A 25,453-nucleotide genomic window follows, 5' to 3' on the forward strand; every position below is an offset into this window, starting at 1 on the left:
ACAAACGGCGGCGTCGCTGACCGCTATACTTGCGCTATTCGCTATGACAGGAGGCGCAGAGTGGAAAAAAATCATCCGCAACCGGAACTCACCGAACGGCTCGACGATCGCCACGATCGCCAGGTATTCCGCATTCTGCGTAATATTGACCTCAATTTACTGACGATTTTCGAAGCCGTGTACGTCCACAAGGGTATCGTGAATGCGGCTAAGGTGCTGAATATCACCCCCTCGGCTATTAGCCAGTCGATTAACAAGCTCCGCGCGCTTTTTCCCGACCCGCTGTTTATTCGCAAGGGCCAGGGCGTGACGCCAACCGCCTACGCGACGCACCTCCATCAGTATATCAGTCAGGGAATGGAAGCCTTCCTCAGCGCGCTGGATTTAACCGGCAGCCCGCATCAGCAGCGGGTCATCACCATCGCCACCTCGCCCACCGTCGGCGCGCTGGTCATGCCGACGATTGCGCAGGCGCTGAAGCCTCGCTTCCCGCAGGTGCTGCTGCACAATATCGCCATTACCGATGCCCCCAGCCAGCTTAACCAGCGCCAGGTGGATCTGCTGATCGACAGCTACGCGCACAGCGGCCAGTCGATCGTGCACCACGTTCTGTTCCAGGATCGGGTGATGATGTACTGCCGCGAGGCGCATCCGGCGCTGGCTATGCCGCACAGCGAAGAGCATCTTCGTCAGTACGAGTTTGCCCTGCTGCTGCCCGAGGGCCAGCGCTATCCGGCGCTGCACCGTCGGCTGCAGGAGCAGCTAGGGGAGCGGCGCTGCGGCTTTAGCAGCTACAACCTGTTAACTCAGGCCGCGCTGGTGAGCGCCAGCGATATGCTTGGGCTGATGCCGAACCGGATGTTTTCGCTGTTGGCCAAAACCTGGCCGCTGGCGGCGCTGGACTACCCGCCTCTCGCCGATGAAACCATCGACATTTCGCTGCATTACAACAAGCTCAGCGCCCAGGAACCGCTGCTCAATGAGGTGATTGAGGCGGTTCGTCAGGCTTTTTAAGCCATACCGCACGTGAGGGAAAGCATAAAACAACAACTATTTTACAATTTGCCGAACAGGCAGGCTGCTTTCTGTCCCGTATCAATGGTATACTGCCTATCCTTGATTCAAAAATAGTTGATAAATACAACATTTACTTGAATTAATTCGTTTTCCTTCGTACTCGCAACTGGAACACGCACGCTATGAGTAAACCCATTGTGATGGAACGCGGTGTTAAATACCGCGACGCCGATAAAATGGCCCTTATCCCGGTGAAAAACGTGGCAACTGAGCGTGAAGCTCTGCTCAGAAAACCGGAATGGATGAAAATCAAACTTCCGGCTGACTCGTCCCGTATCCAGGGTATCAAAGCAGCGATGCGTAAGAACGGTTTGCACTCCGTGTGCGAAGAAGCTTCTTGCCCGAATCTTGCGGAATGCTTCAACCACGGAACGGCAACCTTTATGATCCTCGGTGCTATCTGCACCCGCCGCTGCCCGTTCTGTGATGTCGCCCACGGTCGTCCGGTGACGCCGGATGCTAATGAACCGCAGAAGCTCGCGCAAACCATCGCCGACATGGGCCTGAAGTACGTCGTTGTCACCTCCGTCGACCGCGATGACCTTCGCGACGGCGGTGCTCAGCATTTCGCCGACTGCATCAGCGCCATCCGTGAGAAAAGCCCGTCGATTAAGATTGAAACCCTGGTTCCGGACTTCCGCGGCCGTATGGATCGCGCGCTGGATATCCTCAAGGTTACGCCGCCGGACGTCTTTAACCACAACCTGGAAAACGTGCCGCGTCTCTATCGCCAGGTACGCCCGGGCGCCGATTACAACTGGTCGTTAAAGCTGCTTGAAAGCTTCAAAGAAGCGCATCCGGAGATCCCAACCAAATCGGGTCTGATGGTCGGCCTCGGTGAAACCAACGCTGAAATCGTCGAAGTTATGCGCGATTTGCGTCGCCACGGCGTGACGATGCTGACCCTCGGTCAGTACCTGCAGCCGAGCCGTCACCACCTGCCGGTACAGCGCTACGTTAGCCCGGATGAGTTCGAAGAGATGAAAGCCGAAGCGATGGCTATGGGCTTCACCCATGCCGCCTGTGGCCCGTTCGTCCGCTCGTCCTATCATGCCGACCTGCAGGCCAAAGGGATGGAAGTGAAGTAGTTCACGCCGCCCTCGACCGCTGCGCGTTTCCCGCGTGCGGCGGTCAGCTCTCCTTGCGCTACCTCATCTTTTACCCCCAATAAATCCGCCGGCGCGGTTACAGTCGGTTGCATTTTTTTTGCCAATGACCTTGCAGGATACAAAAAGAGGCCGCAACGATAATCGCTGCGGCCTCTTATCCGTGCAGGCCGATAGCCTGCCGGCAGCCTGCTCCCGCTGTCGGGGAGCAGGCGTTTAATTACTCTTTATGAGAGAGCTTCTGTGCCGGAGTTTCTTCTTCCGCACTGGTTTTCTTCGCGCTATCGTCGTCGTCGTTCATGGCCTTCTTAAAGCCTTTGATAGCCGAACCCAGGTCTCCACCCAGCGTACGTAGTTTTTTGGTACCAAACACTAAAATAATCAGTGCTGCGACAACCAGCAGTTTGGTAATACTAATCTCACCCATAGCTAACCTTCTTCTCTAAAACAATCTGCGAATACGCCATCATACACGCGAACAATTAACGGCTATTTGACGCGCGGACACAATAGCAATCTGTAACAAGGTGAATCAAGCTCTGTTTAAAAAAACGTCACAATAATTGCGGTGGCGCAAAGCGGCGGTTCTGCAGCACCGGTAAGCGCTCGCGCACCTGGCGTAGATAATCCACGGAAACGTCGGCAAAAATCATCTGCGGCCGATCCGCCGCGCCGGCCAGCGTCGTGCCGAGGGGATCGATAATTCGGCTCTGGCCGATATTACGGTTGCCGCACTCTCCTGCCGCCACGATATAGCAGGTCGTGTCCAGCGCGCGGGCGGCCAGCAGCGTCGCCCAGTGATGCTCCTTCATCGGCCCTCTCACCCACGCGGTGGGGAGAACGAGGATCTCGGCGCCGCTCAGCGCAAGGCTTAACGCCAGCTCCGGGAAGCGCAAATCATAGCAGGTCATCAGGCCAACCCGAACCCCGTCGACGTCAATCAGCGCCGGGATCTGCAGGCCGGCATCAACGCGCCGTGACTCCTGTATATTAAACGCATCGTATAAGTGTAGCTTCTGGTATTGTGCGATAACCTCGCCGCGGCGTATCGCCACCAGCGTATTAGCCGCGCGTCCCTCGCCGGAAGGCACGTGAATCGTCAGCACGGTGGTTAAGCCGTTATTACGGCTCTCCTCGCGCAGTCGCCCCAGGAAGCCGCCATCTATCTCCTGCGCCGATTTAACCGAGAGATCCGGGTCGCTATCGTCGCGCGCCAGCAGCGCCTCGGGCAGCACCAGCAGCGACGCGCCCTGCTCAGCGGCCTGGGCCATCAGCGCTACGCAGGTCTGCGCATTCGCCCGCCAGTCAGGGGTGACGGCAAATTGTCCAGCAGCAACCAGCATCTTAATCTCCCGTTCGCGAATTCATAGCCAGCGACGCATTTTGCGCGCTACACTCATTCCCCAGTATTAACCAAATAGCAGGGAATGAGAGTGTCACAACTACTTTTAGCCGTTTTTGTTGGCGGCGGCACCGGCAGCGTATTGCGCTGGTGGCTGGGAATGAAGTTTAACCCCCTGCACCATGCCATTCCGATTGGCACGCTAACGGCCAACCTGCTGGGGGCATTTATCATTGGCGCCGGCCTGGCCTGGTTTAACCGTCTGAGCGATATCGACCCGATGTGGAAGCTGCTCATCACCACCGGCTTTTGCGGCGGACTGACGACCTTCTCCACCTTCTCAGCGGAAGTGGTGTTTCTGCTGCAGCAGGGGCGCTTCAGCTGGGCCCTGCTCAATATTCTGGTCAACCTGCTGGGCTCATTCGCCATGACGGCGGCGGCGTTCTGGCTCTTTTCGCATACCGCCAGCCGTTAAAAACAGGCAAAAAAAAACCCGCTAAGCGCGGGTTTTTATATTCTACTGACGCGTTGCTTAGATAGCGTTTACGTTTGCAGCAGAAGGGCCTTTGGCACCGTTAGTGATTTCGAACTCTACACGCTGACCTTCAGCCAGAGTTTTGAAACCGTTGGACTGGATTGCAGAGAAATGTACGAATACATCTTTGCTGCCATCTTCCGGAGTAATGAAACCGAATCCTTTGGACTCATTAAACCACTTAACGTTACCTTTAATCTTAGACATCAAAATTACCTTTATATGAAAAAAAGACACTGATACTGTGTCGCGATCCAGTACATCAATTGTGGTGCCTTTTGTCCAGTCGAACTTTGCTAAAAAGTGACAAAAGTCGCTATCTTTTTTAGTGGTTGCGCTTTAGTTATTGTTTTTCCACATAACATACTGCTCAGCTCTTTTATCACTAAGCTATTGCGGATTAAAACTGAAAGCGGGCCCAGGCAAAGTAAACGTTACCGTTGTTATAGGTACCGGGGATGTAGGTCATCTGGAACGTCGCCGGGCCGTAACCGATAGACGCCATCGGCAGTACCACCGGCAGCGGAATATAGTTCCAGTTATCGCGCGCGGTTACCCCGAGCGTATAGCCGAGCCCAAGATGAAAGTTATCGTCGGCCAGCGGACGCCAGGTTTTCTCCCAGCCGTAGCCCGCGATAGGTTCCCACTTGTTAAATGAGTCCTTAAACGCCATCAGGTAGAGGCCGTGCCAGTTACCTTTATCATCCCAGCGCGACACGCCGAAACCGGCCCCCCAGGGACGCTCGTTATACTCATCGGTCTTTTCTTTGTCATAGGCAAAACGGGCGTGCCAGGTGATCGCGGGAACATACAGGTCGTAGTGTTCTGGCTCCTGCCAGGTCTCAGCAACGTTATCGCTTAAGGTGTTATAGCCATCGCGAATCGTCGAGCTGAATGACGCATTTGCTATCCCGCTGGAGAGCAGCAGCCCGGAAAAACTGAGCAAAAACAGTACAACATAACGTAGTCTAAACACTTCTCAATTACCAATATCGATTTTAAAGCGGAATAAAGTAGCAAATATAATCTTAATATAACCTTAACGAAATAAGGCAAAGTCTTGATTTACCGCCCACGAAATCGCAACAACCCTGCCTGTCGACTTTGTGATAGCGCCCGCGCGCCGGCCGCTGATTGGGTAATTCTCATCGGTTTATTGATTTGCATCAGCATGTTTCGTCGATTTATTCGGCACATTCCCTCTCTTAATTTTTGTACAATCATATTTATCAGCAGATTCTTTGGGTTAATGGTTCAGGGGTAAAATAATGCTTACGCTAGTTGAGATCCTTATTGGGGTCGTGGTCATTGTGGGCGTCGCCCGCTATATCATCAAAGGGTATTCCGCCACCGGCGTGCTCTTTGTTGGCGGTCTGACGCTGCTTATCGTCAGCGCGCTGATGGGACATAAAATTTTACCCGGCGAGGCGAAAAGCACCGGCTATTCCGCGACCGACATCATCGAATACATCAAAATTCTGCTGATGAGCCGCGGCGGCGACCTCGGCATGATGATCATGATGCTCTGCGGATTTGCCACCTACATGACGCATATCGGCGCCAACGATATGGTGGTCAAACTGGCCTCAAAGCCCCTGCGCTACATTAACTCTCCCTACCTGCTGATGATCGCCGCCTATTTTGTCGCCTGCCTGATGTCGCTGGCCGTCTCTTCGGCGACCGGACTCGGCGTCCTGCTGATGGCAACGCTGTTCCCGGTGATGGTCAACGTTGGGATCAGCCGCGGCGCGGCGGCGGCCATTTGCGCCTCCCCGGCGGCCATTATCCTCTCCCCGACCTCCGGCGATGTCGTTCTCGCGGCGAAGGCCGCCGAAATGCCGCTCATCGATTTTGCCTTTAAGACCACGCTGCCGATCTCCATCGCGGCGATTGTCGCCATGGCGATTGCCCACTTTTTCTGGCAGCGCTATCTGGATAAGAAAGAGAACGTCTCCCACGAAATGCTCGACGTGAACGAGATAACCACCACCGCCCCCTCCTTCTATGCCATTCTGCCCTTCACGCCCATTATCGGCGTGCTGATCTTCGACGGAAAATGGGGCCCGGAGCTGCATATTATTGCCATCCTGGTGATGTGCATGCTGCTGGCGGCGGTGCTGGAATTCTGCCGCGGCTTTAACACCAAAAATGTCTTCAGCGGGCTGGAAGCCGCCTATCGCGGGATGGCCGACGCCTTTGCCGGCGTGGTCATGCTGCTGGTCGCCGCCGGCGTGTTTGCCCAGGGACTGAGCACCATCGGCTTTATCAATAGCCTGATTTCGATTGCGACCTCGTTTGGCTCCGCCAGCATCATTCTGATGCTGGTGCTGGTGGTGCTGACGATGCTGGCTGCCATGACGACCGGTTCGGGCAACGCCCCGTTTTACGCCTTCGTTGAGATGATCCCCAAGCTGGCGCACTCGTCGGGTATTAACCCGGCCTATCTGTCGATCCCGATGCTGCAGGCATCCAACCTCGGCCGGACCATTTCCCCGGTATCGGGCGTGGTGGTTGCCGTGGCCGGGATGGCAAAAATCTCGCCGTTTGAGGTGGTGAAGCGGACCTCGGTACCGGTTCTTGTCGGCCTGCTGGTGGTGATTATCGCCACCGAAATTCTGGTGCCCGGAACCACCGTTCAATAAACGTGAAAAGGCGCCAGCAGGCGCCTTTTTTATGCTTTAATAATTCGAGGAACTCATTACCATCCACTATCAGGAATAAAAATGTTCAGGAAGGATTTCGTCGCCATTGCCCTCTTGCTAACGGCAACTCAGGTCGGCGCTGAACCGCTCACCGCAACGCAATACGGCGATTTCGACCGCTACGTACTGGCCTTATCCTGGCAAACCGGTTTCTGCCAGAGCATGCATGACCGCAACCGCGGCGAACCGGAAGAGTGCCGCCTGCAGCAGGAAATGGCCAACAAAACCGATTATCTCACCGTACACGGCCTGTGGCCGGGTCTGCCGAAATCCATCGCCGCTCGCGGCGTGGACGATCGCCGCTGGATGCGTTATGGCTGCGCCACGCGCCCGATCCCCAATATGCCGGAGGTCAAAGCCGGGCGGAAATGCCAGGCTGCTGAAACCGGCCTGTCGCTGGAGATGGCCAATAAGCTCAACGGCGTGATGCCCGGCTCCGGCGGCAACTCCTGCCTTGAGCGCTACGAGTACGCGAAACACGGCGTCTGTTTTGGCTTCGATCCTGACAGCTACTTCGGCACCATGGTCCGCCTCGGCGGCGAGGTGAAGCACAGCGCCATCGGGGCATTCCTCGCGAAGCACTACGGACAGAGCGTCAGCCGCGACGACTTCGATGCGGCCATCGCCGAGGCCTGGGGGAAACAGAGCGTTAAGGCCTTCAAGCTGACCTGCAGCGGCAATCCGGCCTATTTAACCGAAATACAAATAGCCATCAAGGCCGCGGCCATCAATACGCCGCTCTCCGCCGATGCCTTCCTGCCCCAGCCCCATCCGGGCAACTGCGGCAAGCAGTTTGTGGTGGATAAGGTCGGCAGCTAATCATGCGGCGGCGTCAGCCGCCGCAGGGACTTCATTCGCGAATAAACGCCAGTAAATCCTGATTAATCTGATGCTTGTGGGTCGTACAAATCCCGTGTGACCCGCCTTTGTAGACGGTTAATCTGGCGTCAGGCAATATTTGCGCCGCCGCTTTACCGCAGGTTTCGAAAGGCACGATCTGGTCGTCATCGCCGTGGATAACCAGGGTTGGAATGGTCATCTTGCGCAGGTCCTCGCGCAGATCGGTTTCCGAGAAGGCTTTGATACAGTCATAAAGCGCTTTAATCGACCCCTGCAGCCCCTGCTCGACGAACCCTTCGCGTACCGCTTTTGACTCTTTGGCCCCGTCGCGGTTGTAGCCATAGAACGCGGCGGTCAGCTCATAGAAGAACGCGCCGCGGTCCTCGATAACGCCCTCCCTGATGCTGTCAAATACCGCCTTCGGCACGCCGTCCGGGTTGAAATCCGTGCGGATCATTATCGGCGTCACGGCGCTGATAAGCACCGCTTTGGCCACCCTTTCAGTCCCGTGGCGCCCGATATAGCGCGCCACCTCGCCACCGCCGGTGGAGTGGCCCACGTGCACCGCATCGCGCAGGTTGAGATGCGCCGTCAGCTGAGCCAGATCGTCAGCATAGGTATCCATGTTGTGGCCGTCCCAGGGCTGGGCCGATCGACCATGGCCGCGGCGATCGTGGGCGATCGCCCGAAACCCGTTATCAGCCAGAAACAGCATCTGGTCTTCAAAAGCGTCAGCCGTTAGCGGCCAGCCGTGGCTAAAAACAACCGGCTGCCCGCTCCCCCAGTCTTTGAAATACAGATAGCTGCCGTCATTAAGAGTAAGTTTGTCAAAACCGCTCATAGAGTCTCCTGCATGTAGTGGAAGGGACGTGCCTGATACCGCCTAAAAAGGATAAGACAATTTTTCCTGCTGTGACGGCAGTAGCATAAATTTCATATGGCTCCTTTCGCGATCGTTGCTGAATGTGCGTTTAATCACTTCAAACCACCGACAAGTCTCAGTATGATGGGAAGACATTAACCCTTGCCATTTTCGGCGAGGGTTTTCTTTTACGGACAGGTTCCTGGATAACATGGAGTATGCAATGACCAGACCCACAATCATCATTAATGAGCTCGATGCCGAACGCATCGACAGGCTGCTCGAGCAGCCGGCGTTCGCCAGTTCTCCGGTTGCCGATGCGCTGAACGACGAGCTGGATCGCGCGCAAATGCTGGCGCCAGAAGCGATGCCGCATGATGTTGTCAGCATGAACAGCACCGTCAGATTCCGTGATTTGTCCAACGGCGAAGAGCGCGTGCGCACCCTGGTTTTCCCCTCCCAGGTCACCGATAGCGCCACCCAGCTTTCGGTACTCGCCCCCGTCGGTGCCGCACTGCTCGGCCTGAAGGTCGGCAGCGCCATTCACTGGGAATTACCGGGCGGCGCCTCTGCGCACCTCGAAGTCCTCGAGCTGCTGTACCAGCCGGAAGCCGCGGGTGAATTTCACCGCTAACTCTCCCGCCGCCTGAGGCGTTCTGCGCTTTATCCAGAGGGTGTCTTCGCATCCTCTTTCTGCCCTCCCCGCCCTGACAAACTTTTACGCCTCCCTGAACCCGATCTGACAGTTTTGCGACCTGAATGGCACAATATCTTTGTATAATATGTTGATATAGAAACAGTCGAACAAGGAGGAATGCATATGTATAAAACAATCATTATGCCGGTTGACGTTTTTGAGATGGAGTTAAGCGACAAAGCCGTCCGCCATGCGGAGTTTTTGGCCCAGCAGGACGGAATTATTCACCTGCTCCACGTATTGCCAGGCTCATCCAGCTTCACCATGAGCCGATTCACCGCCGACCTGCGCCGCTTTGAAGAGCATCTGCAGCATGAAGCGGAAACGCGGCTAACCACCATGGCCGGGCACTTCAGCATCGATCCCTCACGCATTAAAAAGCACGTACGCTTCGGCAACGTGCGGGACATGGTTAACGAGCTGGCCAACGAAATTAAAGCCGACGTGGTGGTCATTGGCTCACGCAATCCGTCTATCAGCACCCATCTGCTCGGTTCTAACGCCTCGAGCGTTATTCGCCACGCGCATATTCCGGTAATGGTTGTCCGATAAGCGGGATACGCCGCTTCGCCTGCGACAAGGTGTAGAAAGGCGATAAAAAAAGAGGCTACCCAAGGGTAGCCTCTTTGCTGTGCAGGTCGGTCTTACTTTCTTTTATTATGCAGTTTTGGTACGAATCAGATAATCGAACGAGCTCAGAGACGCTTTTGCCCCTTCGCCGGCGGCGATAATAATCTGCTTGTACGGTACGGTGGTGCAGTCGCCCGCGGCAAACACGCCCTTGACGTTAGTTTCGCACTTCGCATCGATGATAATTTCACCCATCCGGTTACGCTCAATCGCGCCTTCCAGCCAGGTGGTATTAGGCAGCAGGCCAATCTGTACGAAGATCCCCGCCAGCTCGACGTGATGCTCATCACCGCTCAGCCGATCGCGATACTGCAGTCCGGTCACCTTACTGCCATCACCGACCACTTCCGTAGTCTGTGCGTTAAGAATAATGTCGACGTTTTTCAGGCTACGTACTTTGTCCTGCAGCACCTGGTCCGCCTTCATTTCGGGGGCGAATTCCAGCAGCGTCACGTGTTCAACCACGCCCGCCAGATCGATTGCCGCCTCGACGCCGGAGTTGCCGCCGCCGATCACCGCCACGCGCTTGCCTTTAAACAGCGGGCCGTCGCAGTGCGGGCAATAGGTCACCCCTTTCGTCCGGTACTGATCTTCACCCGGCACGTTCATGTTACGCCATTTAGCGCCGGTGGCGATGATGATACTGCGCGCCTTCAGCACCGCGCCGGAGGCGGTTTCAATCTGATGCAGGCCGCCTTCTACCGCCGCCGGAACCAGTTTCGACGCGCTCTGGGAGTCAATGACGTCCACATCATATTCATTGACGTGAGCCTTCAGCGCCCCGGCCAGCTTCTGACCTTCGGTTTTCGGTACCGAAATGTAGTTTTCGATATCCACGGTATCCAGCACCTGGCCGCCGAAGCGTTCGCCCATCAGGCCGGTACGAATCCCTTTACGCGCCGAGTAAACCGCCGCCGCCGCGCCGGACGGGCCGGAGCCGACGATCAGCACGTCGTAAGCGTCGCGCTTGTTCAGCTCTTCCGCGGCACGTTTCTCCGCGCCAGTGTCAACTTTCGCGACGATCTCCGCCAGCGTCATGCGCCCCTGGCCAAACTCCTTGCCGTTGACAAAGACCGCCGGAACGCCCATCACGTTACGATCGGTAATCTCATTCTGGAACGTCCCGCCGTCAATCGCCGTATGCTTAATACGCGGGTTCAGCACCGCCATCAGGTTCAGCGCCTGCACCACGTCCGGGCAGTTATGGCAGGTGAGCGAGTAGTAGGTTTCAAACTCAAAATCACCGTCGAGGTCGCGGATCTGTTCCAGCAGGGCCTGGGCCTCTTTCGACGGATGGCCGCCGGTCCACAGCAGCGCCAGAACCAGAGAGGTAAACTCGTGCCCCAGCGGAGAGCCGGCAAAGCGCGGCCCCTGGGTAGAACCTGGATTCGTAATCAGGAAAGACGGTTTGCGCACGGCGAGCGTGTTGTCTTCTTTAAACGTCACTTTCTCAGACAGCTCAGCGATTTCTGCCAGCAGTTCTTTGATTTCTGCAGATTTAGCGCTGTCGTCCAGCGTCGCAATCAGCTCAACAGGTTTGGTCAGTTTCTCAAGATAGGCCTTGAGCTGGGTTTTCATGTTTGCTTCGAGCATCTCGTTATCCCTCTCTTAAAACGTCATCATGCAAGCGGCCTCGCGGCTGCCTGAATGCGGCTTGCATCATGGGGTTTGGAAGAAAAACGGGCGTAATAAAACACCCGTTGTTCGATATCAATTTCCCCTGGATTTCGCGTCAGGGCAAGGCGGCTAGCCTGGGAACCCCCGGGAGCTTACAGAAGTAAGTGACCGGGGTGAGCAGGTGACGCCAACGCCGCCATGGCGTGAAAGACATGGAAATTTTAGATTTTGCCGACCAGGTCCAGGGACGGAGCCAGAGTCGCATCGCCTTCTTTCCATTTCGCCGGGCAAACTTCGCCTGGGTGGGAAGCAACGTACTGAGCCGCTTTCACTTTACGCAGCAGGTCAGACGCATCGCGGCCGATACCTTCAGCGGTAACTTCGATAGCCTGAATGATGCCCTGCGGGTCAACGATAAAGGTGCCGCGGTCGGCCAGGCCTTCGTCTTCACGCATGTTTTCGAAGTTACGGGTCAGGGCGCCAGTCGGGTCACCAATCATCGCATACTTGATTTTAGCGATGGTGTCAGAGCTGCTGTGCCATGCTTTGTGAGTAAAGTGGGTGTCGGTGGAGACAGAGTAGACGTCTACGCCCAGCTTCTGCAGCTCTTCGTAGTGGTCAGCAACGTCACCCAGTTCAGTCGGGCATACGAAAGTGAAGTCAGCCGGATAGAAGAAGAAAACGCTCCAGCGGCCTTCGGTGTCTTTCTCGGTTACTTCGATGAATTCACCGTTTTTGAACGCCTGGTTTTTGAAAGGTTTGATTTTAGTGTTAATTAAGGACATCTATACTTCCTCCGTGTTTTCGTTGAGGTCTAAGGTAACGAATTTTTCCTGACCCGACCAATGCGTTTGCATTATCAAATCAATAAGCAATATCTAACAACCGCAACAAGACAACTTTGTGAACCCGTCGGGACAAGTCGCGCAATCGGCGGTACTCGCCAGGCCGATAAAGTAAAAAGGCCGCCCTTTCAGGCGGCCCTATTACCTGAAATACCCGAGGGTAGATTCAGGGCCAGGCAGGCTGGCTATGCGTTGCGCTCTACATTACCTTAATGTAACAGCATGGGCGATTACACCATCCGCCTCAGCAAAGGGCAATCTGTCCGGGCGCAGGTCTTGCCTATAGCTGCGATAGGTTCCATCATCTTCTGTACCTTCTACATTGATTTTACAAGGAATAATCATGTTAAAACGTCTGCTTTTCCTGAGTCTTTTACCCTTATGCAGCTATGCAGAAGATCTCCCTGCCCCCGTAAAAGCGATAGAAAAACAGGGTATTACCATCATTAAACCCTTCGAAGCGCCGGGCGGAGTGAAAGGCTGGCTGGGTAAATATCAGGATATGGGCGTCGCTATCTATCTCACCCCCGACGGCAAGCATGCCATCTCCGGCTACATGTATGACGAAAACGGCACCAACCTCAGCGAACAGCTGTTCCAGAAGGAGCTCTATACGCCGGCAGGCCAGAAGATGTGGAAGCAGATGGAGGCCGCCAGCTGGCTGCTTGACGGGAAAAAAGAGGCGCCGATTATTCTCTACGTCTTCGCCGACCCCTTCTGCCCGTACTGCAAGCAGTTCTGGCAGCAGGCCCGGCCCTGGGTAGAGTCGGGGAAAGTGCAGATTCGCACGCTGCTGGTCGGGGTTATCAAACCGGAGAGTACGCCGGTGGCCGCCGCCATTCTCGCCAGCCGCGATCCGGCACAAACCTGGCACGATTACGAAAAATCGGCCGGGAAAATGAAAATTGCGATCCCGGCGAACCTCCCCGAGGAGAAACTACGCACCCTCAACCAGAACCAGCAGCTGATGGACCAGCTGGGGGCGAACGCCACGCCGGCTATTTACTATATGAATAAAGAAAATATGCTGCAGCAGGTTGTCGGCCTGCCGGAAGCGGATAAGCTGCAGGTAATGATGGGCGAAAAATAAAGCGTCCCGTCATATTTCGCATAGCCAGACTATTCGCCAAAAAAGGGTCTGGCTAAATCACTTTTGGTCATATACATTCAGAGTCACCCATAAACCCGGCCTTAAACAATTCAGCCCATCAATTACCGCGCAAATTAAATATAATAAACAAATGGAATAAAAATAATAATTCGCACCGGACACAGCAACGGACAGGATGCTAGCCATGGCTAAACTTTACGAACTTAAAAAGTTCGATCTTAACCTACTGGTTATTTTTGAATGTATCTATCAGCATTTAAGTATTAGCCAGGCCGCGGGAACCTTATTTATTACCCCTTCAGCCGTCAGCCAGTCGCTGCAGCGCCTGCGCAATCAGCTCAACGATCCGCTGTTTATCCGCTCCGGTAAAGGGATGAGCCCCACCACTCTGGCAGTGAACCTTCATCGCCATCTCGAGCAAAACCTCAACCAGCTGGAGCAGACGATTAATATCGTCCACGGCGCCGAGCTGAGTAAACGCTTTGTTATTTACAGCCCGCAGTTTTTCCTCTCGCCCTGCTCGGCAACGCTTATCAGCGCGCTCTACGGCGATCCCAACCTGCAGGTGGAGCACCACGACCTTCAGCTCGCCTCGGAGTCGGCGGAGAGCCTGCTCGCCTACCGCAAAGCCGACCTGATTTTTAGCCTCTCGCCGCTTGCCACTCCCACTACCCTGTGCCTGCCGTTTGCGGAAATAGAGATGGTGCTGGTCTGCCGGCAGAATCATCCGCGCATAGCCGACCTCACCTCTGCGAAAGCCATTGCCCGCGAGCGCTTTACCGACTATCTGACCAAAGAAGCCGGAATGCAGGCGGTTGACTACCGGCTTGAAAAACTGTTCCCCGAGCGGAATATCGCCTTCAGCAGCGACTCACACATTGCCATCCTCAATATTATTAGTCAGACAGATTTCATCGGTTTTATTCCCAAAGTCGCGTCAGGCCCACCGCTATTTGATCACCGGCTGAAAGTGCTTCCTGCGCCGGCGGATATTCCCCGGGCGATGATTCATATGATTTATAATCGAGTGCAGATGGCCCACCCGGTTTTAGCTTCGCTGATTGAAAAGGCGGCGTTGACATAATAGCGGCCGCCGTTAATTATCGGCCACATGAATATCTGCCAACCACTCACCAGAAATTAAAATAGCGAAAGCGGTAATAGGCGAGAATTAACGATCGGCCTATCACGCCCGGCGATCGTTAATTCTCTCAGCGACATGACTTTCGCGCGCTACAGCTGGCGCAGACGCTCTGCGGCGGCCAGCAGCGTTGCCGGCTGCTTGGCAAAGCACAGCCGAATCAGGCGGTGCGGGAACGGATCGGCGCAGAATACCGACAGCGGGATCGCCGCCACGCCGATTTCCGTCGTCAGCCAGCGGCAAAAGCTGACGTCGTCGAGATCGGAAACCGCGCTGTAGTCTGCCAGCAGGAAGTAGGTGCCCTCGCAGGGTAATATCTCGAGGCGACTGGCGCGCAGGGCCTCGATAAACAGGTCGCGGCGCTGCTGGTAAAACTCGGGCAGCTGGCGATAGTGCTCCGGCTCGTGGCGCAGCATATCGGCGATAGCCAGCTGCGCCGGCGTATTCACCGAGAACGTCAGATACTGATGCACTTTGCGCAGCTCGGCGCTGATTGCCGCCGGGGCGACGCAGTAGCCGACCTTCCAGCCGGTCATATGGAAGGTTTTCCCAAACGAAGAGACCGCCACCGCTCGCTCGCGCAGCTGCGGATGGGCCAGCACGCTGGCGTGTCCCTGCGCCGCAAAGCAGATATGCTCGTAAACCTCATCGCTGACCACGTAAATCTCACGCTCGGCAATCGCCTGCCACAGCGCGGCGAAATCCTCGCGCTGCCAGACCGTCGCCGACGGGTTATGCGGGGTATTGAGGATCACCAGCCGGGTACGCTCGCTCAGCGCAGCGGCAAACTGCTGCCAGTCCACGCGAAAATGCGGCGGCTGCAGGGCAATGCGCTTCAGCACGCCGCCGGAAAGCTCAACCGCCGGGGCATAGCTGTCGTAGCTCGGGTCAAAGCAGATAACCTCATCCCCGGCGCGCACCAGGGCGGTAATGGCCGCATACAGGGCCTCGGTGGCGCCCGCCGTCACGGTCACATCGCTGTCGGCATCCGGTCGGTAGCCGTAAAGCTCGGCGGTTTTATCGGCGATGGCTTCACGCAGCGCCGGCACGCCGGTCATCGGGGCGTACTGGTTGGCACCCTGGGCGACATGAAAAGCCAGCCGCTCCTGCAGGTAGCGCGGCCCGTCAAAATCCGGGAAGCCCTGTGAAAGATTTATCGCCTGATGCTGCTGCGCCAGCGCGCTCATCTGGCTAAAAATAGTGGTGCCCAGTGAAGGGAGTTTACTCTCAGGAATCAGTGGCTTATTGCTCATTTTGTTATTACCGATTGTAATGCTGTTGTTGAAGCCACTATAACACGATGTTAATATTTGGCAATCGAGACGCTTAGACGTCTATATGCGCCGTTATGCAAAAAGCCACGCTGCGGTTTGCGCAATGCCGTGTATAAATAATGAGGTCTGGCCGGCTACCGTCTGCCGCCACCGTCAATGCGGCGTAACGCCCACTCTGGAGAAACCATGATCCGCGCCATCGTGACCGATATTGAAGGTACCACCAGCGACATTCGCTTCGTACACAACATTCTGTTTCCGTACGCCCGTGAACGGTTAGCAGGCTTCGTGACCGCCCAGCAGTACGCTGAGCCGGTCAAGACGATCCTCGATAACCTGCGTCACGAAATCGCCGCCCCCGCCGCCAGCACCGCCGAGCTTATCGAGACGCTGTTTGCCTTTATGCAGGAGGATCGCAAATCCACCGCGCTGAAGGCGCTGCAGGGGATTATCTGGCGCGATGGCTACCTGAACGGCGACTTTACCGGCCATCTGTACCCCGATGTTCTGCCGGCGCTGGAAAAGTGGAAGTCGCAGGGGATTGATTTATATGTATATTCCTCAGGCTCGGTCGCCGCGCAGAAATTGTTATTTGGCTACAGCGATGAAGGTGATATTACTCATCTGTTCAGCGGCTATTTCGATACCCTGGTCGGGGCGAAGCGCGACGCGCAGTCCTACCGCAACATTGCTGAGCAGCTGGGTCATCACCCCGCCGCCATCCTGTTCCTTTCTGATATCCATCAGGAGCTGGATGCCGCCGAGGAGGCCGGTTTTCGCACCCTGCAGCTGGTACGCGGCGATCGCGACCCCGCCAGCCATCATCCGCAGATTCAGCGTTTTGACGACATTCATCCGGAGCAGATACCTGCATGAGCGCATTAACGATTTTTTCTGACCAAGACGCCGGGAAGTCCATCTGGCACAGCACCGACGCCGAAGAGATTCAGCAGCAGCTAAACGCCAAAGGCGTCCGTTTTGAACGCTGGCAGGCCGACCGCGACCTGGGCGTCGCGCCTGCGCCGGAAACGGTGATTGAAGCCTACCAGCACGCGATTGATAAGCTGGTTGCCGAAAAGGGCTACCAGAGCTGGGACGTCATCAGCCTGCGCGCGGACAACCCGCAGAAAGAGGCGCTGCGGGCGAAGTTTCTCAACGAACACACCCACGGCGAAGACGAGGTGCGTTTCTTCGTCGAGGGCGCCGGGCTGTTTTGCCTGCATATCGGCAATGAGGTGTTCCAGGTACTGTGCGAGAAGAACGATTTGATCTCCGTCCCCGCCGACACGCCGCACTGGTTTGATATGGGCTCGGAACCGAACTTCACCGCCATCCGCATTTTCGATAATCCGGAAGGCTGGGTGGCGAAGTTTACCGGGGATGATATTGCCGACGCCTACCCGCGGCTGGCGTAGTCATCTTTGTCCAGCCCGGCGGCCCTGCGCCACCGGGCTGGCGTTCAGGACAGCGCGTCCGCGCTGATAAACGCTGGCGGATCGAAAGCGGTAATCGCCGGCAGCGCCTCGCGCCACGGGACAATCTCAACCCAGCAGCTCTGCGCGCTGCAGCCCTGACCCAGCCGCGAGCTGCCGCGATCTTCGGTCAGCACGTTAGGATTACCGTGCTTGTCCAGCGAGCCTTTCTCGTTGGGATCCAGCGGATCGTACCAGGCACCGGTCGCCATCTGCACCACCCCCTGACGGATCCCGTCGCTGAGATGCACCCCGGCCAGAATCGCTCCGCGGGCGTTATGCACTTTCACCACGCTGCCTTCGGTGACGCCCCGCGCCTGCGCATCCTGCGGATGCATCCACAGCGGCTCGCGCCCCTGAATTTTGGTCTCCCGGCTGACGCTGCCGTGATCGTACTGGCTGTGCAGACGCGTGCGCGGCTGGCTGGAGAGCAGATGCAGCAGCCAGCGGCTGGCCTCTTCCCGCTGCCAGCTCGCCTCTTCTTCGTCCCACCACGGATGGCCGGGGCACTCGCGGTAGCCGAAGTCGGCGACGGTTTGCGAGAAGAGCTCAATCTTGCCGGACGGCGTGGAGAGCGGAGCGCCCAGCGGGTCGGCGCGAAAATCGGCCAGAAAGACCTGCGGCTGCTCCGGCGCGCTGTACTCCAGCACGCCCTGCTGCCAGAAATCATCAAACGACGGCAGCTCAATGCCCTCTTCCCGGGCCCGGGGGCGCGACTCATCATAAATATGCCGCAGCCACTCCTCGACGCTTCGCCCTTCGCTGAAGCGCTCGCCGCAGCCTAAGCGGGCGGCAAGATCGCAGAAAATCGCGTAGTCGTCGCGGGCTTCGGCCACCGGCGGGATCTGCGCGCTCATGGCAATCATAAATCCGTCGTGCCCGCCGCTGCCGATATCCTCCCGCTCCAGGGAGGTGGTCACCGGCAGCACAATATCGGAAAACTTGGCCTGCGCGGTCCAGTACTGCTCGTGCACCACCACCGTCTCCGGCCGTCGCCACGCTTCGCAGAGCCGGTTAAGGTCCTGATGATGGTGGAAGGCGTTGCCTCCCGCCCAGTAGACCAGACGGATATCGGGGTAGCGCAGATGCTGGCCGTCAAACTCATACTCGCCGCCGGGATGCAGCAGCATATCCGCCAGCCGGGCCACCGGGATCGCGCCGTTAACCGCATTTTTCCCCGCCGGCAGACGGGGGCCGGAAAAGGCTTTGCGCGCCGCGCCCGCCAGGTTGGTACAGGCGTAGCCGAAGCCCAATCCGCCGCCCGGGGTGCCTATCTGCCCCAGCAGCGCGGTCAGGGCGACCGTTGCCCAGTAGGCCTGCTCCCCCTGGCGGGCGCGCTGGATGGACCAGGAGATATTAACCATCGTGCGCTGGCTGGCCATCTCGCGCGCCAGGAAGATAATCTGCTGCTCGGAAATCCCCACGATTTCCGCCGCCCAGCGCGGCGTTTTTGCCACTCCGTCGCGCTCTCCCAGCAGATAAGCGCGGTAGGGAGCAAAGCCCACCGTGTGGCTGGCCACAAAGCCGCTGTCGTAGAGGGATTCGGTAATCAGGACGTAGCACAGCGCCAGCAGCAGCGCGGTGTCGGTTCCCGGACGCACCGCCAGCCACTGCGCCGAGCTCACGGCGCTCAGATCGTTGCTGACCGGGCTGATATTAACGAAGCGCGTGCCGTTGGCCTGCATCTTCTCCAGCCAGTGCTTCAGCATATGATCGTTGGCGCCGCCGCCGTTAACCTGAGCGTTACGCAGCGGCAGGCCGCCAATCGCCACAAACAGCTGACACTCCCGCGCCAGCTCGGAGAAGTGCGTATGCTGGCGATGCAGCGGGCTAAGCGGCCCCAGCACGTGCGGCAAAATACGCTCCCCCGCGGCGCTGCTGTAGGTATTGGTGCTGGCGGTGTAGCCGCCGAAAGACTTGAGGAAGCGGTGCAGCTGGCTCTGGGCATGGTGGAAGCGCCCGGCGCTGGCCCAGCCGTAGGAGCCGCCGTATATGGCTTCGTTCCCGCAGCGCGTCTTCACCGAGGTCAGCTCACGGGCCAGCAGATCGAGCGCGACCTCCCAGCTCACCTCAACAAAGGGCTCTTTGCCGCGACCTTCTCGCGACGCGGGGCCATTTTTGAGATAGCCGGCCCGCACCGCCGGACGACGAATGCGCGTATTGCCGGTGACCGCGTCGGTGAGGGACTGGCCAATGCGCGAGGGATTTTTATCCCAGGCGACCGGCACGACGGCGTCAATGGCGCCATCGCGGGTTTGCACCTGCCAGGTCCCCCAGTGCATCACCGCCAGATTATGTTGTTTATTCATGTTGCCCGTTTTGTTGTCACCCGATCAAGACCGCTATAATAAGTCGGGAGTTGGCTGAAGATAAAATGCCGACAGCGCTATAATATCCTGCCACTCAGGCCGACAGACGTCCGCATTACGTGCCCCCTGGAATATATTCATCAGATCCCACCATAAATATAGCCATAATTAAGCAGCAATTACCGTTTGCAATAAAAGTCAGCTCTTTTGCTTTATACCCACAATATAAAAATGGCTTAATTTAACCATCATGAAATATTTTCAGGTTGCATCCGCCAAAATTAAGTTTTCCTGCACTACCCCGCCGATATACCATTATTGGTATAACTTAGACATATTTTGTATTTGAGGTTGCGTGGTCGTTATTGTCATGCTACGAATCCGCAAACACCTTCATCACAGGACTATAATAAGAATGTCGCAGAGAAAAAAATTACTGCCCGCCGCCCTGGGTCTGATGACGCTCGTCTCCATCAGCGCCTCCGCCGCAGAACCCCTGTCGCTACAGGGTAAAACCATCGGCGTCGCCGTTGTCGGTACCCAGCATTTCTGGGATCGTGAAGCCTATAAAGGCGCCACCGAGGAAGTGGAAAAGCTGGGCGGTAAAGTCATCGGCGTTGACGGCGGTCGTGATAATCAGGTACACGCCAATAACCACGATATTTTATTATCACGTAAGGTTGATGCCGTAATTAGTATTCTCGGCGACAGCGCCGTTGAACCTAAATTTAAAGCACTGCGCGATGCCGGCATCCCGGTATTTACCGTGGACCACGTTTCCAAATACTCCGTCAATAACACGACCTCCGACAACTACACCCTGGGTTCAACCATTGGCCGCTATATGGCCGATGAATTAGGCGGCAAAGGCAACGTTGCGGTATTTAATGCGTTCTCCAGCTCGCTGCGAATTTGCGGCATCCGCTATGACCAGTGGAAATATGTCCTTAAGGATTATCCGGATATTCATATTATTCAGCCGGAGCTGGCCGAACAGTTTGCCAACTCGCCGGAAGATGCGCGTAAGAAAACCCTCGAGCTGCTCAGCCAGTATCCGAAAGGCAAACTGGACGCTATCCACGTCGCCTGCTGGGATCAGCCGGCCATCGGGATCGTGCAGGCGCTGGAAGAGACCGGCCGCGATAAGGACGTGAAGGTCACCGCCATCGATGCCGGCCCGGAAACCCTGGAGATTATGGCCGAGCCCGGCAGCCCGTTCGTCGCTAACGTCGCCCAGCAGCCGCACCTGATTGGCCAGACCTCGGCCGACAACGTCGCGCACTACTTCGCTAAGCAGGCTCTGCCGCTGCAAACCTTTATTCCGGTGGTCCCGGTGAAGGGTCCGCAGGAAGCGAAAGCGGTCTACAAACAGCTGGGATATGGCGAACTGCAGTGATTAATCAACCCTTCGGCGGGGAGCGCCCCGCCGCTGGTCTGGTCATGAGCCAGATCGGCAAAAGCTTTGCCAACGTGACTGCATTAAATGCGGTCACGCTGCTTCTGAATCCCGGTGAAATTCACGGCCTGATCGGCGAAAACGGGGCCGGGAAATCCACCCTGATCAAGATCCTTGCCGGCGTGTACCAGGCCGATAGCGGCAGCGCCACCCTTGACGGCGCGCCGATCCCGTTCGGCAACCCTGCCGCCATCGAAGCGATGGGCATCCGCGTTATCCACCAGGAACTCAACCTGATCGCCCACTTCACGGTGGCGGAGTCCGTTTTTCTCGGCCAGGAGTATCGCCACCGCTGGGGAGCGCTGGACAGAAAGCGCATGAACGCCGCCACTGAGGCCTTTTTCCGCGACAGCTGGCAGCTGAGCATTAACCCGCGGCGGCTGATTCGCGATCTCAGCCTTGCCGAACGCAAGCTGGTGCAAATCGCCCGGGCGCTGATCGACGGTGCCGCGAAGCTGGTGGTGTTTGACGAGCCTACCGCGCCGCTGGAAGCGCAGGAGGCCAGCCTGGTCTCCTCGGCAATCCTGCGCCTGCGCGAGCAGGGGATCGCCATTCTCTATATTTCCCACTATCTGAACGAAATCGCCGCCCTCTGCGATCGCGGAACCGTGCTGCGCAACGGCGAGGTGGTGGGCTACCCTGACCGCTCGCTGCTGCAGGATACCGATGCGCTGATCAAAATGATGGTCGGCCGGGAAATCGAGCAGCTCTATACCCCGCGCCAGTCCGCGCCGCCTCAAGCCGACGCCAGCGCTCCGCTGCTGTCGGTGCGCGCGCTCGGCGACGGCCATCAGCTGCGCGATATTACCTTTGATATTCAGCCCGGCGAAATCGTCGGTATCGCCGGCCTGCTGGGCGCCGGGCGCGACGTGCTGGTTGACCTTCTCTACGGCCTCAAGCGCGTGGACAGCGGCGTCATCAGCATCGACGGCCAGCCGCGTCGCATCCGCACGCCGAAGCAGGCAATTCGCGCCGGCATGGCGCTGGTGCCCCGCGACCGCCGCCATCAGGGGCTGATCCTCCCCTTCTCCACCGCCGACAACATTAACCTGGCCTCCCTGTCGGATACCGCCACCTTCGGCTGGGAGCACCGGGGCCGGGCGCTGGAGAAAGCCCGCAGCTGGATTGAGCAGCTCTCTATTCGCCCCGGCCGCCCGGAGCTGCCGGTGCGCTTGATGAGCGGCGGCAACCAGCAAAAGGCGATTCTGGCCCGCTGGCTGGGCACCGATGCGCGGCTCTTTATTCTCGATGAACCGACCCTCGGGGTCGATATCGGCGCCCGCAGCGATATCTATCAGCGTACCCGCCAGCTGGCGGATCGCGGACGCGCGGTGCTGGTCTCCTCCAGCGATGCGCCGGAGCTGCTGGGATTATGCGATCGGATCCTCGTGATGTGGCGCGGCGAGCTGGTGGCGAATCTCGCCACCCAGGGGCTGACGCTCGACGCCCTGCTGGCAACGATTAACGGTGGACAGGAACAACAGCTATGAGTACGGGTATCCAGCGCCGCGGCCTGCCGGGCATGACGACGCTTATTGAAAAATTTCCGCTGATCCTCTTCTTTGCCCTGCTGGTCTGGCTCAGCCTCCAGTCGCCCTTCTTTTTAAGCTGGCAGAATATCAGCATGATGCTGGTGCAGAGCGTGCCGCTGGCCATTCTCTGCTTCGGACTGGTTTGCGTGATTGCCGTCGGCGGCGATGACGTGGTCACCGGCGGGATCGACCTCTCGCTGCCCGCCATCGCGGTGCTCGGGGTCGCGCTTCTGAGCCTCGGCATGGTGGAGTGGCAGATCTCCTATCTGTGGCTCCTCCTCCTGCCGCTGGCGGTGTGCCTCGCCTGCGGGGCGATCAACGCCGGGCTGGTGCTGGTCGCCGGGCTGCCGCCGCTGCTGGCAACGCTCTCAACCTCCGTCGCCTTTACCGGCCTGACCGATTTGCTCACCGGCCAGCGGCGCATTGCGGTCAGCGATCCGCTGATGGTGGCTTTTCGCGACCAGACGCTGCTCGGCATTCCCTGGCCGCTGATCTACCTGCTGGCGGTATTCGCCCTGTTCCAGCTGCTGGTGCACCACTCTCGCTTCGGCCAGCATCTGCAGGCGGTCGGCGGGAACCGCGATATGGCGCAAATGAGCGGGCTTAACGTGCGCCGGCTGACGGTTTACGTCTGGCTGCTGGCCGGCATCGCCGCCGGTCTGGCGATCCTGCCGCTCTTAAGCCAGGGCTCGGGCAGCTCCAGCGGCACCGCCACGCCGCTGCTGCTGGAGACCGTGCTGGCAACCTTTATCGGCGCCGCCTTCTCGCGCCGGCGCGTCGTCACCATCTGGGGCGCGCTGCTTGGCGCGGTGCTGGTCAACGCTCTCTCCAACGGCCTCGGGCTGCTGGGGGTCAATATTTTCTGGATGGGCGCCATCAAAGGCACCCTGATCCTTATCGTACTGGCGGCGTCTGCGGTCAGGCATCAGGGAGGCAATCAATGAGCCAGCTGACGCTCAAATCCTCATCGCCGGGCCAGAGCGCCGGCGGCCCGCTGGCCTATCTGTCGCGGGCTGGCTTCGGCGTTATCACCCTGCTGGCCATCGCCCTGTTCGGCTGGGCCAACCCGGTATTTCTGACCGTTGATAACTGGGCCAACCTGCTGCAGGGCAGCGCGATCCTGCTGATTGTGGCGATGGCGATGACCCTTATCGTCAGCGCCGGGGCCATCGATCTCTCGGTGGGCGTCGCGCTCGACTTTGGCGCCGCCTTTGCGCTGGTGGCCCTGAAAACCTGGCACCTTCCGTGGCAGGCCGCGGTGGGCTACGCCCTGCTCGGCGGGACCCTCATCGGTCTGCTGAACGCCTTTCTGATCCTGATTTGCCAGATCCGCCCGTTCCTTGCCACGCTCGGGACCTGGTTTATTGCCAGCAGCGTCGAGCGGATCTACACCGACGGCGGCGGCTCGATCTCCTATCGCCGGATGGCGCCGGAGTACCACGATCTCGCGGTGGGCAATATCGCCGGCATTCCGACGCCGGTGGTTATCGTGCTGGCGCTGTGGCTGGTGGCGTGGCTGATTACCGAGCGCACGCTCTTTGGCAAGTACGTTCGCGCCATTGGCCAGAACGGGGAAGCGGCGCGGATCGCCGGGATCCGCGATCGGCTGACCATGCTGTGGGTGCTGGTGGCGGCCTCCGCCATGTGCGCCATCGGCGGCGTGATCCTCTCCGCTAACCTGCGGCAGTTTACGCCGCTGGCCGGCCAGTCCTACCTGATGGATGCGATTGCCGCCGTCTTTATCGGCACCGCCTTTAACCGCCAGGGCCGGGCCAGCATCGCCGGTACCCTCGGCGGGGTGCTGTTCCTCGCGATTATTGATAACGGCCTGAACCTGATGGGTCTTAACTACCTGGTCAAAGACGCGCTGGTGGGCGTTATTCTGGTGGTCGCGCTGGCCCTCTCTTTCTGGCAGGCGCGTCTGCGTCAGCAGCATCGTTAACGGAGTATTTATGGCAGCCTTTGACGCCGTTTTTGTCGGCCTGACGATCCTTGATATCGCCGGCCGTCCGGTTCTCGACATCCCGCCCCGCGGCGGGGTGGCCTTTATCGAACAAATTCGCCTTAACCCGGCGGGCACCGCCGCGGGGGCGAATATCAACGCCGCGAAGCTCGGCGTTCGCACCGCCGCCGTCGCCTGCCTTGGCCACGATGAAAAGGCCGATTTTATTCTCGCCAGCTACGCGCGCCTGGGGATCGACTGCTCGCTGATCCAGCGCACGACGCAAAAGGAAACCTCGGCAACCATCCTGCCCATCCGCCCGAACGGCGAGCGGCCCGCGCTGCACTGTCGCGGCGCCTCCGACGCCCTGTTCGTCGACGAAGAGGCGTTTGCCTCGATTCTCGACTGCCGCTTCCTGCATCACGGCGGCACCGGGCTGCTGGCGGCAATGGACCAGGGTCAGAGCGCGCGGCTGCTGGCAGCCGCTAAAGCGCGCGGCGTCACCACCAGCTTCGACCTGATCGCCCCCGATGAGCGAACCCTGGATCTGCTGCGCCCGCTGCTGCCGTCGGTAGACTACTTTATGCCCTCGTTGGAGGAGGCCGCCTATCTCTCGGGACGCACCGAGCCCGCCGAAATCGCCCGCTTCTTCTTCGACCTTGGCGTCGGGACCTGCATTTTGAAAGACGGCGAGAACGGCTCCTGGCTGCTGACCCGCGAGGGTCGCGTCGAGCATATCGCCCCGTGGCGCGTTGAGGCGGTGGACACCACCGGCTGCGGCGACGGCTACTGCGGCGGCTTTATTGCCGCGCTGGCCCGAGGGCTGAATGAAAAAGAGGCCTGCGAAGTGGCGTCAGCGGTGGCGGCGCTGGTGGCCACCGGCCTGGGATCGGATGCGGGCGTGGTCGACTGGGACCACACCCTGGCGTTTATGGCCGCTAATCGGGCCGAATAGCCTGCGGC

At 58.2% G+C, this 25,453-nt stretch carries 25 protein-coding genes; 16 read left to right on the forward strand and 9 right to left on the reverse strand.

Annotated elements, in window-relative coordinates:
• Positions 1–60: 60 nt before the first annotated feature.
• On the forward strand, positions 61–1,014 hold the full coding sequence (locus HCK03_RS19295) for a YbeF family transcriptional regulator (RefSeq protein ID WP_076944926.1): 954 nt from the start codon (positions 61–63) through the stop codon (positions 1,012–1,014).
• A gap of 185 nt (positions 1,015–1,199) precedes the next feature.
• The gene (gene lipA, locus HCK03_RS19300; protein ID WP_041144573.1) at positions 1,200–2,165 is read left to right on the forward strand and encodes a lipoyl synthase; all 966 of its coding nucleotides are present in this window, start codon (positions 1,200–1,202) and stop codon (positions 2,163–2,165) included.
• Positions 2,166–2,403: 238 nt separating this feature from the next.
• On the opposite strand, the gene tatE is transcribed toward lipA, so the two are convergent.
• Both tatE and HCK03_RS19310 read right to left on the reverse strand, forming a co-directional pair.
• On the reverse strand, positions 2,404–2,610 hold the full coding sequence (tatE, locus tag HCK03_RS19305; protein WP_041144572.1) for a twin-arginine translocase subunit TatE: 207 nt from the start codon (positions 2,608–2,610) through the stop codon (positions 2,404–2,406).
• Between the two features lie 127 nt (positions 2,611–2,737).
• Positions 2,738–3,526 (reverse strand): deaminated glutathione amidase, encoded by a 789-nt coding sequence (locus HCK03_RS19310; RefSeq protein WP_115193326.1) that lies wholly within the window; start codon positions 3,524–3,526, stop codon positions 2,738–2,740.
• Positions 3,527–3,616: 90 nt separating this feature from the next.
• Here HCK03_RS19310 and crcB point away from each other — a divergent pair, with 90 nt between their 5' ends.
• A complete protein-coding gene (gene crcB, locus HCK03_RS19315) occupies positions 3,617–4,000 on the forward strand; it encodes a fluoride efflux transporter CrcB (RefSeq protein WP_041144570.1) in 384 nt (127 codons plus the stop codon).
• A gap of 57 nt (positions 4,001–4,057) precedes the next feature.
• Here the strand turns inward: crcB and cspE are convergent, their stop codons facing one another.
• Both cspE and pagP read right to left on the reverse strand, forming a co-directional pair.
• Positions 4,058–4,267 carry a transcription antiterminator/RNA stability regulator CspE gene (cspE, locus tag HCK03_RS19320; protein ID WP_004859511.1) on the reverse strand — a complete coding sequence of 70 codons (210 nt, stop codon included), beginning with the start codon at positions 4,265–4,267 and terminating at the stop codon, positions 4,058–4,060.
• Positions 4,268–4,460: 193 nt separating this feature from the next.
• Positions 4,461–5,036, reverse strand: a complete 576-nt coding sequence (pagP, locus tag HCK03_RS19325) for a lipid IV(A) palmitoyltransferase PagP (protein WP_115193328.1) — start codon at positions 5,034–5,036, stop codon at positions 4,461–4,463.
• Between the two features lie 292 nt (positions 5,037–5,328).
• Between pagP and dcuC the strand changes: the two genes are divergently transcribed.
• A complete protein-coding gene (gene dcuC / locus HCK03_RS19330; protein ID WP_041144568.1) occupies positions 5,329–6,702 on the forward strand; it encodes an anaerobic C4-dicarboxylate transporter DcuC in 1,374 nt (457 codons plus the stop codon).
• Positions 6,703–6,783: 81 nt separating this feature from the next.
• Positions 6,784–7,581: a ribonuclease I gene (gene rna, locus HCK03_RS19335; protein ID WP_041144567.1), complete on the forward strand. Its 798-nt coding sequence runs from the start codon at positions 6,784–6,786 to the stop codon at positions 7,579–7,581.
• A gap of 31 nt (positions 7,582–7,612) precedes the next feature.
• Here rna and HCK03_RS19340 read toward each other — a convergent pair whose 3' ends face one another.
• Positions 7,613–8,443 carry an alpha/beta fold hydrolase gene (locus HCK03_RS19340; RefSeq protein WP_115193330.1) on the reverse strand — a complete coding sequence of 277 codons (831 nt, stop codon included), beginning with the start codon at positions 8,441–8,443 and terminating at the stop codon, positions 7,613–7,615.
• Between the two features lie 244 nt (positions 8,444–8,687).
• On the opposite strand from HCK03_RS19340, the gene rnk reads away from it, so the two are divergent.
• Both rnk and uspG read left to right on the forward strand, forming a co-directional pair.
• Positions 8,688–9,098: a nucleoside diphosphate kinase regulator gene (rnk, locus tag HCK03_RS19345; protein ID WP_041144565.1), complete on the forward strand. Its 411-nt coding sequence runs from the start codon at positions 8,688–8,690 to the stop codon at positions 9,096–9,098.
• 186 nt (positions 9,099–9,284) lie between these two features.
• The gene (gene uspG, locus HCK03_RS19350; protein ID WP_041144564.1) at positions 9,285–9,713 is read left to right on the forward strand and encodes a universal stress protein UspG; all 429 of its coding nucleotides are present in this window, start codon (positions 9,285–9,287) and stop codon (positions 9,711–9,713) included.
• A gap of 105 nt (positions 9,714–9,818) precedes the next feature.
• Here uspG and ahpF read toward each other — a convergent pair whose 3' ends face one another.
• Positions 9,819–11,384 (reverse strand): alkyl hydroperoxide reductase subunit F, encoded by a 1,566-nt coding sequence (ahpF, locus tag HCK03_RS19355; protein WP_041144563.1) that lies wholly within the window; start codon positions 11,382–11,384, stop codon positions 9,819–9,821.
• A gap of 245 nt (positions 11,385–11,629) precedes the next feature.
• A complete protein-coding gene (gene ahpC / locus HCK03_RS19360) occupies positions 11,630–12,193 on the reverse strand; it encodes an alkyl hydroperoxide reductase subunit C (protein WP_041144562.1) in 564 nt (187 codons plus the stop codon).
• Between the two features lie 403 nt (positions 12,194–12,596).
• Here ahpC and dsbG point away from each other — a divergent pair, with 403 nt between their 5' ends.
• Both dsbG and citR read left to right on the forward strand, forming a co-directional pair.
• A complete protein-coding gene (gene dsbG, locus HCK03_RS19365; RefSeq protein WP_041144561.1) occupies positions 12,597–13,343 on the forward strand; it encodes a thiol:disulfide interchange protein DsbG in 747 nt (248 codons plus the stop codon).
• Between the two features lie 205 nt (positions 13,344–13,548).
• On the forward strand, positions 13,549–14,448 hold the full coding sequence (gene citR / locus HCK03_RS19370; RefSeq protein WP_041144560.1) for a DNA-binding transcriptional repressor CitR: 900 nt from the start codon (positions 13,549–13,551) through the stop codon (positions 14,446–14,448).
• A 149-nt stretch (positions 14,449–14,597) separates the two neighbouring features.
• On the opposite strand, the gene HCK03_RS19375 is transcribed toward citR, so the two are convergent.
• A complete protein-coding gene (locus HCK03_RS19375; RefSeq protein ID WP_166793770.1) occupies positions 14,598–15,743 on the reverse strand; it encodes a pyridoxal phosphate-dependent aminotransferase in 1,146 nt (381 codons plus the stop codon).
• A 222-nt stretch (positions 15,744–15,965) separates the two neighbouring features.
• Here HCK03_RS19375 and mtnC point away from each other — a divergent pair, with 222 nt between their 5' ends.
• Both mtnC and HCK03_RS19385 read left to right on the forward strand, forming a co-directional pair.
• On the forward strand, positions 15,966–16,655 hold the full coding sequence (gene mtnC / locus HCK03_RS19380; RefSeq protein WP_041144558.1) for an acireductone synthase: 690 nt from the start codon (positions 15,966–15,968) through the stop codon (positions 16,653–16,655).
• Positions 16,652–17,194 (forward strand): 1,2-dihydroxy-3-keto-5-methylthiopentene dioxygenase, encoded by a 543-nt coding sequence (locus tag HCK03_RS19385; RefSeq protein WP_041144557.1) that lies wholly within the window; start codon positions 16,652–16,654, stop codon positions 17,192–17,194. The genes mtnC and HCK03_RS19385 overlap by 4 nt, the downstream gene beginning before the upstream one ends.
• 44 nt (positions 17,195–17,238) lie before the next feature.
• Here the strand turns inward: HCK03_RS19385 and HCK03_RS19390 are convergent, their stop codons facing one another.
• On the reverse strand, positions 17,239–19,560 hold the full coding sequence (locus HCK03_RS19390; protein ID WP_167692053.1) for a molybdopterin-dependent oxidoreductase: 2,322 nt from the start codon (positions 19,558–19,560) through the stop codon (positions 17,239–17,241).
• 415 nt (positions 19,561–19,975) lie between these two features.
• On the opposite strand from HCK03_RS19390, the gene HCK03_RS19395 reads away from it, so the two are divergent.
• The 5 genes from HCK03_RS19395 to HCK03_RS19415 are packed head-to-tail and all read left to right on the forward strand — an operon-like array spanning position 19,976 to position 25,445.
• Positions 19,976–20,956 (forward strand): sugar ABC transporter substrate-binding protein, encoded by a 981-nt coding sequence (locus tag HCK03_RS19395; protein ID WP_041144555.1) that lies wholly within the window; start codon positions 19,976–19,978, stop codon positions 20,954–20,956.
• 44 nt (positions 20,957–21,000) lie between these two features.
• Positions 21,001–22,506, forward strand: coding sequence for a sugar ABC transporter ATP-binding protein (locus HCK03_RS19400; protein WP_166793769.1), 1,506 nt, complete (start codon positions 21,001–21,003; stop codon positions 22,504–22,506).
• Positions 22,503–23,492 (forward strand): ABC transporter permease, encoded by a 990-nt coding sequence (locus HCK03_RS19405; RefSeq protein ID WP_041144553.1) that lies wholly within the window; start codon positions 22,503–22,505, stop codon positions 23,490–23,492. Before HCK03_RS19400 ends, HCK03_RS19405 begins: the two co-directional genes overlap by 4 nt.
• Positions 23,489–24,490: an ABC transporter permease gene (locus tag HCK03_RS19410; protein WP_041144552.1), complete on the forward strand. Its 1,002-nt coding sequence runs from the start codon at positions 23,489–23,491 to the stop codon at positions 24,488–24,490. Before HCK03_RS19405 ends, HCK03_RS19410 begins: the two co-directional genes overlap by 4 nt.
• Before the next feature lie 10 nt (positions 24,491–24,500).
• Complete coding sequence (locus HCK03_RS19415; protein WP_123551088.1) at positions 24,501–25,445, forward strand: carbohydrate kinase family protein; 945 nt, start codon at positions 24,501–24,503, stop codon at positions 25,443–25,445.
• The last annotated feature ends 8 nt before the right edge of the window (positions 25,446–25,453 follow it).

It is taken from the genome of Klebsiella terrigena (genome assembly GCF_012029655.1).
Taxonomy (GTDB): domain Bacteria; phylum Pseudomonadota; class Gammaproteobacteria; order Enterobacterales; family Enterobacteriaceae; genus Klebsiella; species Klebsiella terrigena.

Coding starts and splice junctions, on each gene's coding strand:
- lipA (WP_041144573.1), top strand. CDS start 1,200: ATGAGTAAACCCATTGTGATGGAACGCGGTGTTAAATACCGCGACGCC.
- tatE (WP_041144572.1), bottom strand. CDS start 2,610: ATGGGTGAGATTAGTATTACCAAACTGCTGGTTGTCGCAGCACTGATT.
- HCK03_RS19310 (WP_115193326.1), bottom strand. CDS start 3,526: ATGCTGGTTGCTGCTGGACAATTTGCCGTCACCCCTGACTGGCGGGCG.
- cspE (WP_004859511.1), bottom strand. CDS start 4,267: ATGTCTAAGATTAAAGGTAACGTTAAGTGGTTTAATGAGTCCAAAGGA.
- dcuC (WP_041144568.1), top strand. CDS start 5,329: ATGCTTACGCTAGTTGAGATCCTTATTGGGGTCGTGGTCATTGTGGGC.
- rna (WP_041144567.1), top strand. CDS start 6,784: ATGTTCAGGAAGGATTTCGTCGCCATTGCCCTCTTGCTAACGGCAACT.
- HCK03_RS19340 (WP_115193330.1), bottom strand. CDS start 8,443: ATGAGCGGTTTTGACAAACTTACTCTTAATGACGGCAGCTATCTGTAT.
- rnk (WP_041144565.1), top strand. CDS start 8,688: ATGACCAGACCCACAATCATCATTAATGAGCTCGATGCCGAACGCATC.
- uspG (WP_041144564.1), top strand. CDS start 9,285: ATGTATAAAACAATCATTATGCCGGTTGACGTTTTTGAGATGGAGTTA.
- ahpF (WP_041144563.1), bottom strand. CDS start 11,384: ATGCTCGAAGCAAACATGAAAACCCAGCTCAAGGCCTATCTTGAGAAA.
- ahpC (WP_041144562.1), bottom strand. CDS start 12,193: ATGTCCTTAATTAACACTAAAATCAAACCTTTCAAAAACCAGGCGTTC.
- dsbG (WP_041144561.1), top strand. CDS start 12,597: ATGTTAAAACGTCTGCTTTTCCTGAGTCTTTTACCCTTATGCAGCTAT.
- citR (WP_041144560.1), top strand. CDS start 13,549: ATGGCTAAACTTTACGAACTTAAAAAGTTCGATCTTAACCTACTGGTT.
- mtnC (WP_041144558.1), top strand. CDS start 15,966: ATGATCCGCGCCATCGTGACCGATATTGAAGGTACCACCAGCGACATT.
- HCK03_RS19385 (WP_041144557.1), top strand. CDS start 16,652: ATGAGCGCATTAACGATTTTTTCTGACCAAGACGCCGGGAAGTCCATC.
- HCK03_RS19390 (WP_167692053.1), bottom strand. CDS start 19,560: ATGAATAAACAACATAATCTGGCGGTGATGCACTGGGGGACCTGGCAG.
- HCK03_RS19395 (WP_041144555.1), top strand. CDS start 19,976: ATGTCGCAGAGAAAAAAATTACTGCCCGCCGCCCTGGGTCTGATGACG.
- HCK03_RS19400 (WP_166793769.1), top strand. CDS start 21,001: ATGAGCCAGATCGGCAAAAGCTTTGCCAACGTGACTGCATTAAATGCG.
- HCK03_RS19405 (WP_041144553.1), top strand. CDS start 22,503: ATGAGTACGGGTATCCAGCGCCGCGGCCTGCCGGGCATGACGACGCTT.
- HCK03_RS19410 (WP_041144552.1), top strand. CDS start 23,489: ATGAGCCAGCTGACGCTCAAATCCTCATCGCCGGGCCAGAGCGCCGGC.
- HCK03_RS19415 (WP_123551088.1), top strand. CDS start 24,501: ATGGCAGCCTTTGACGCCGTTTTTGTCGGCCTGACGATCCTTGATATC.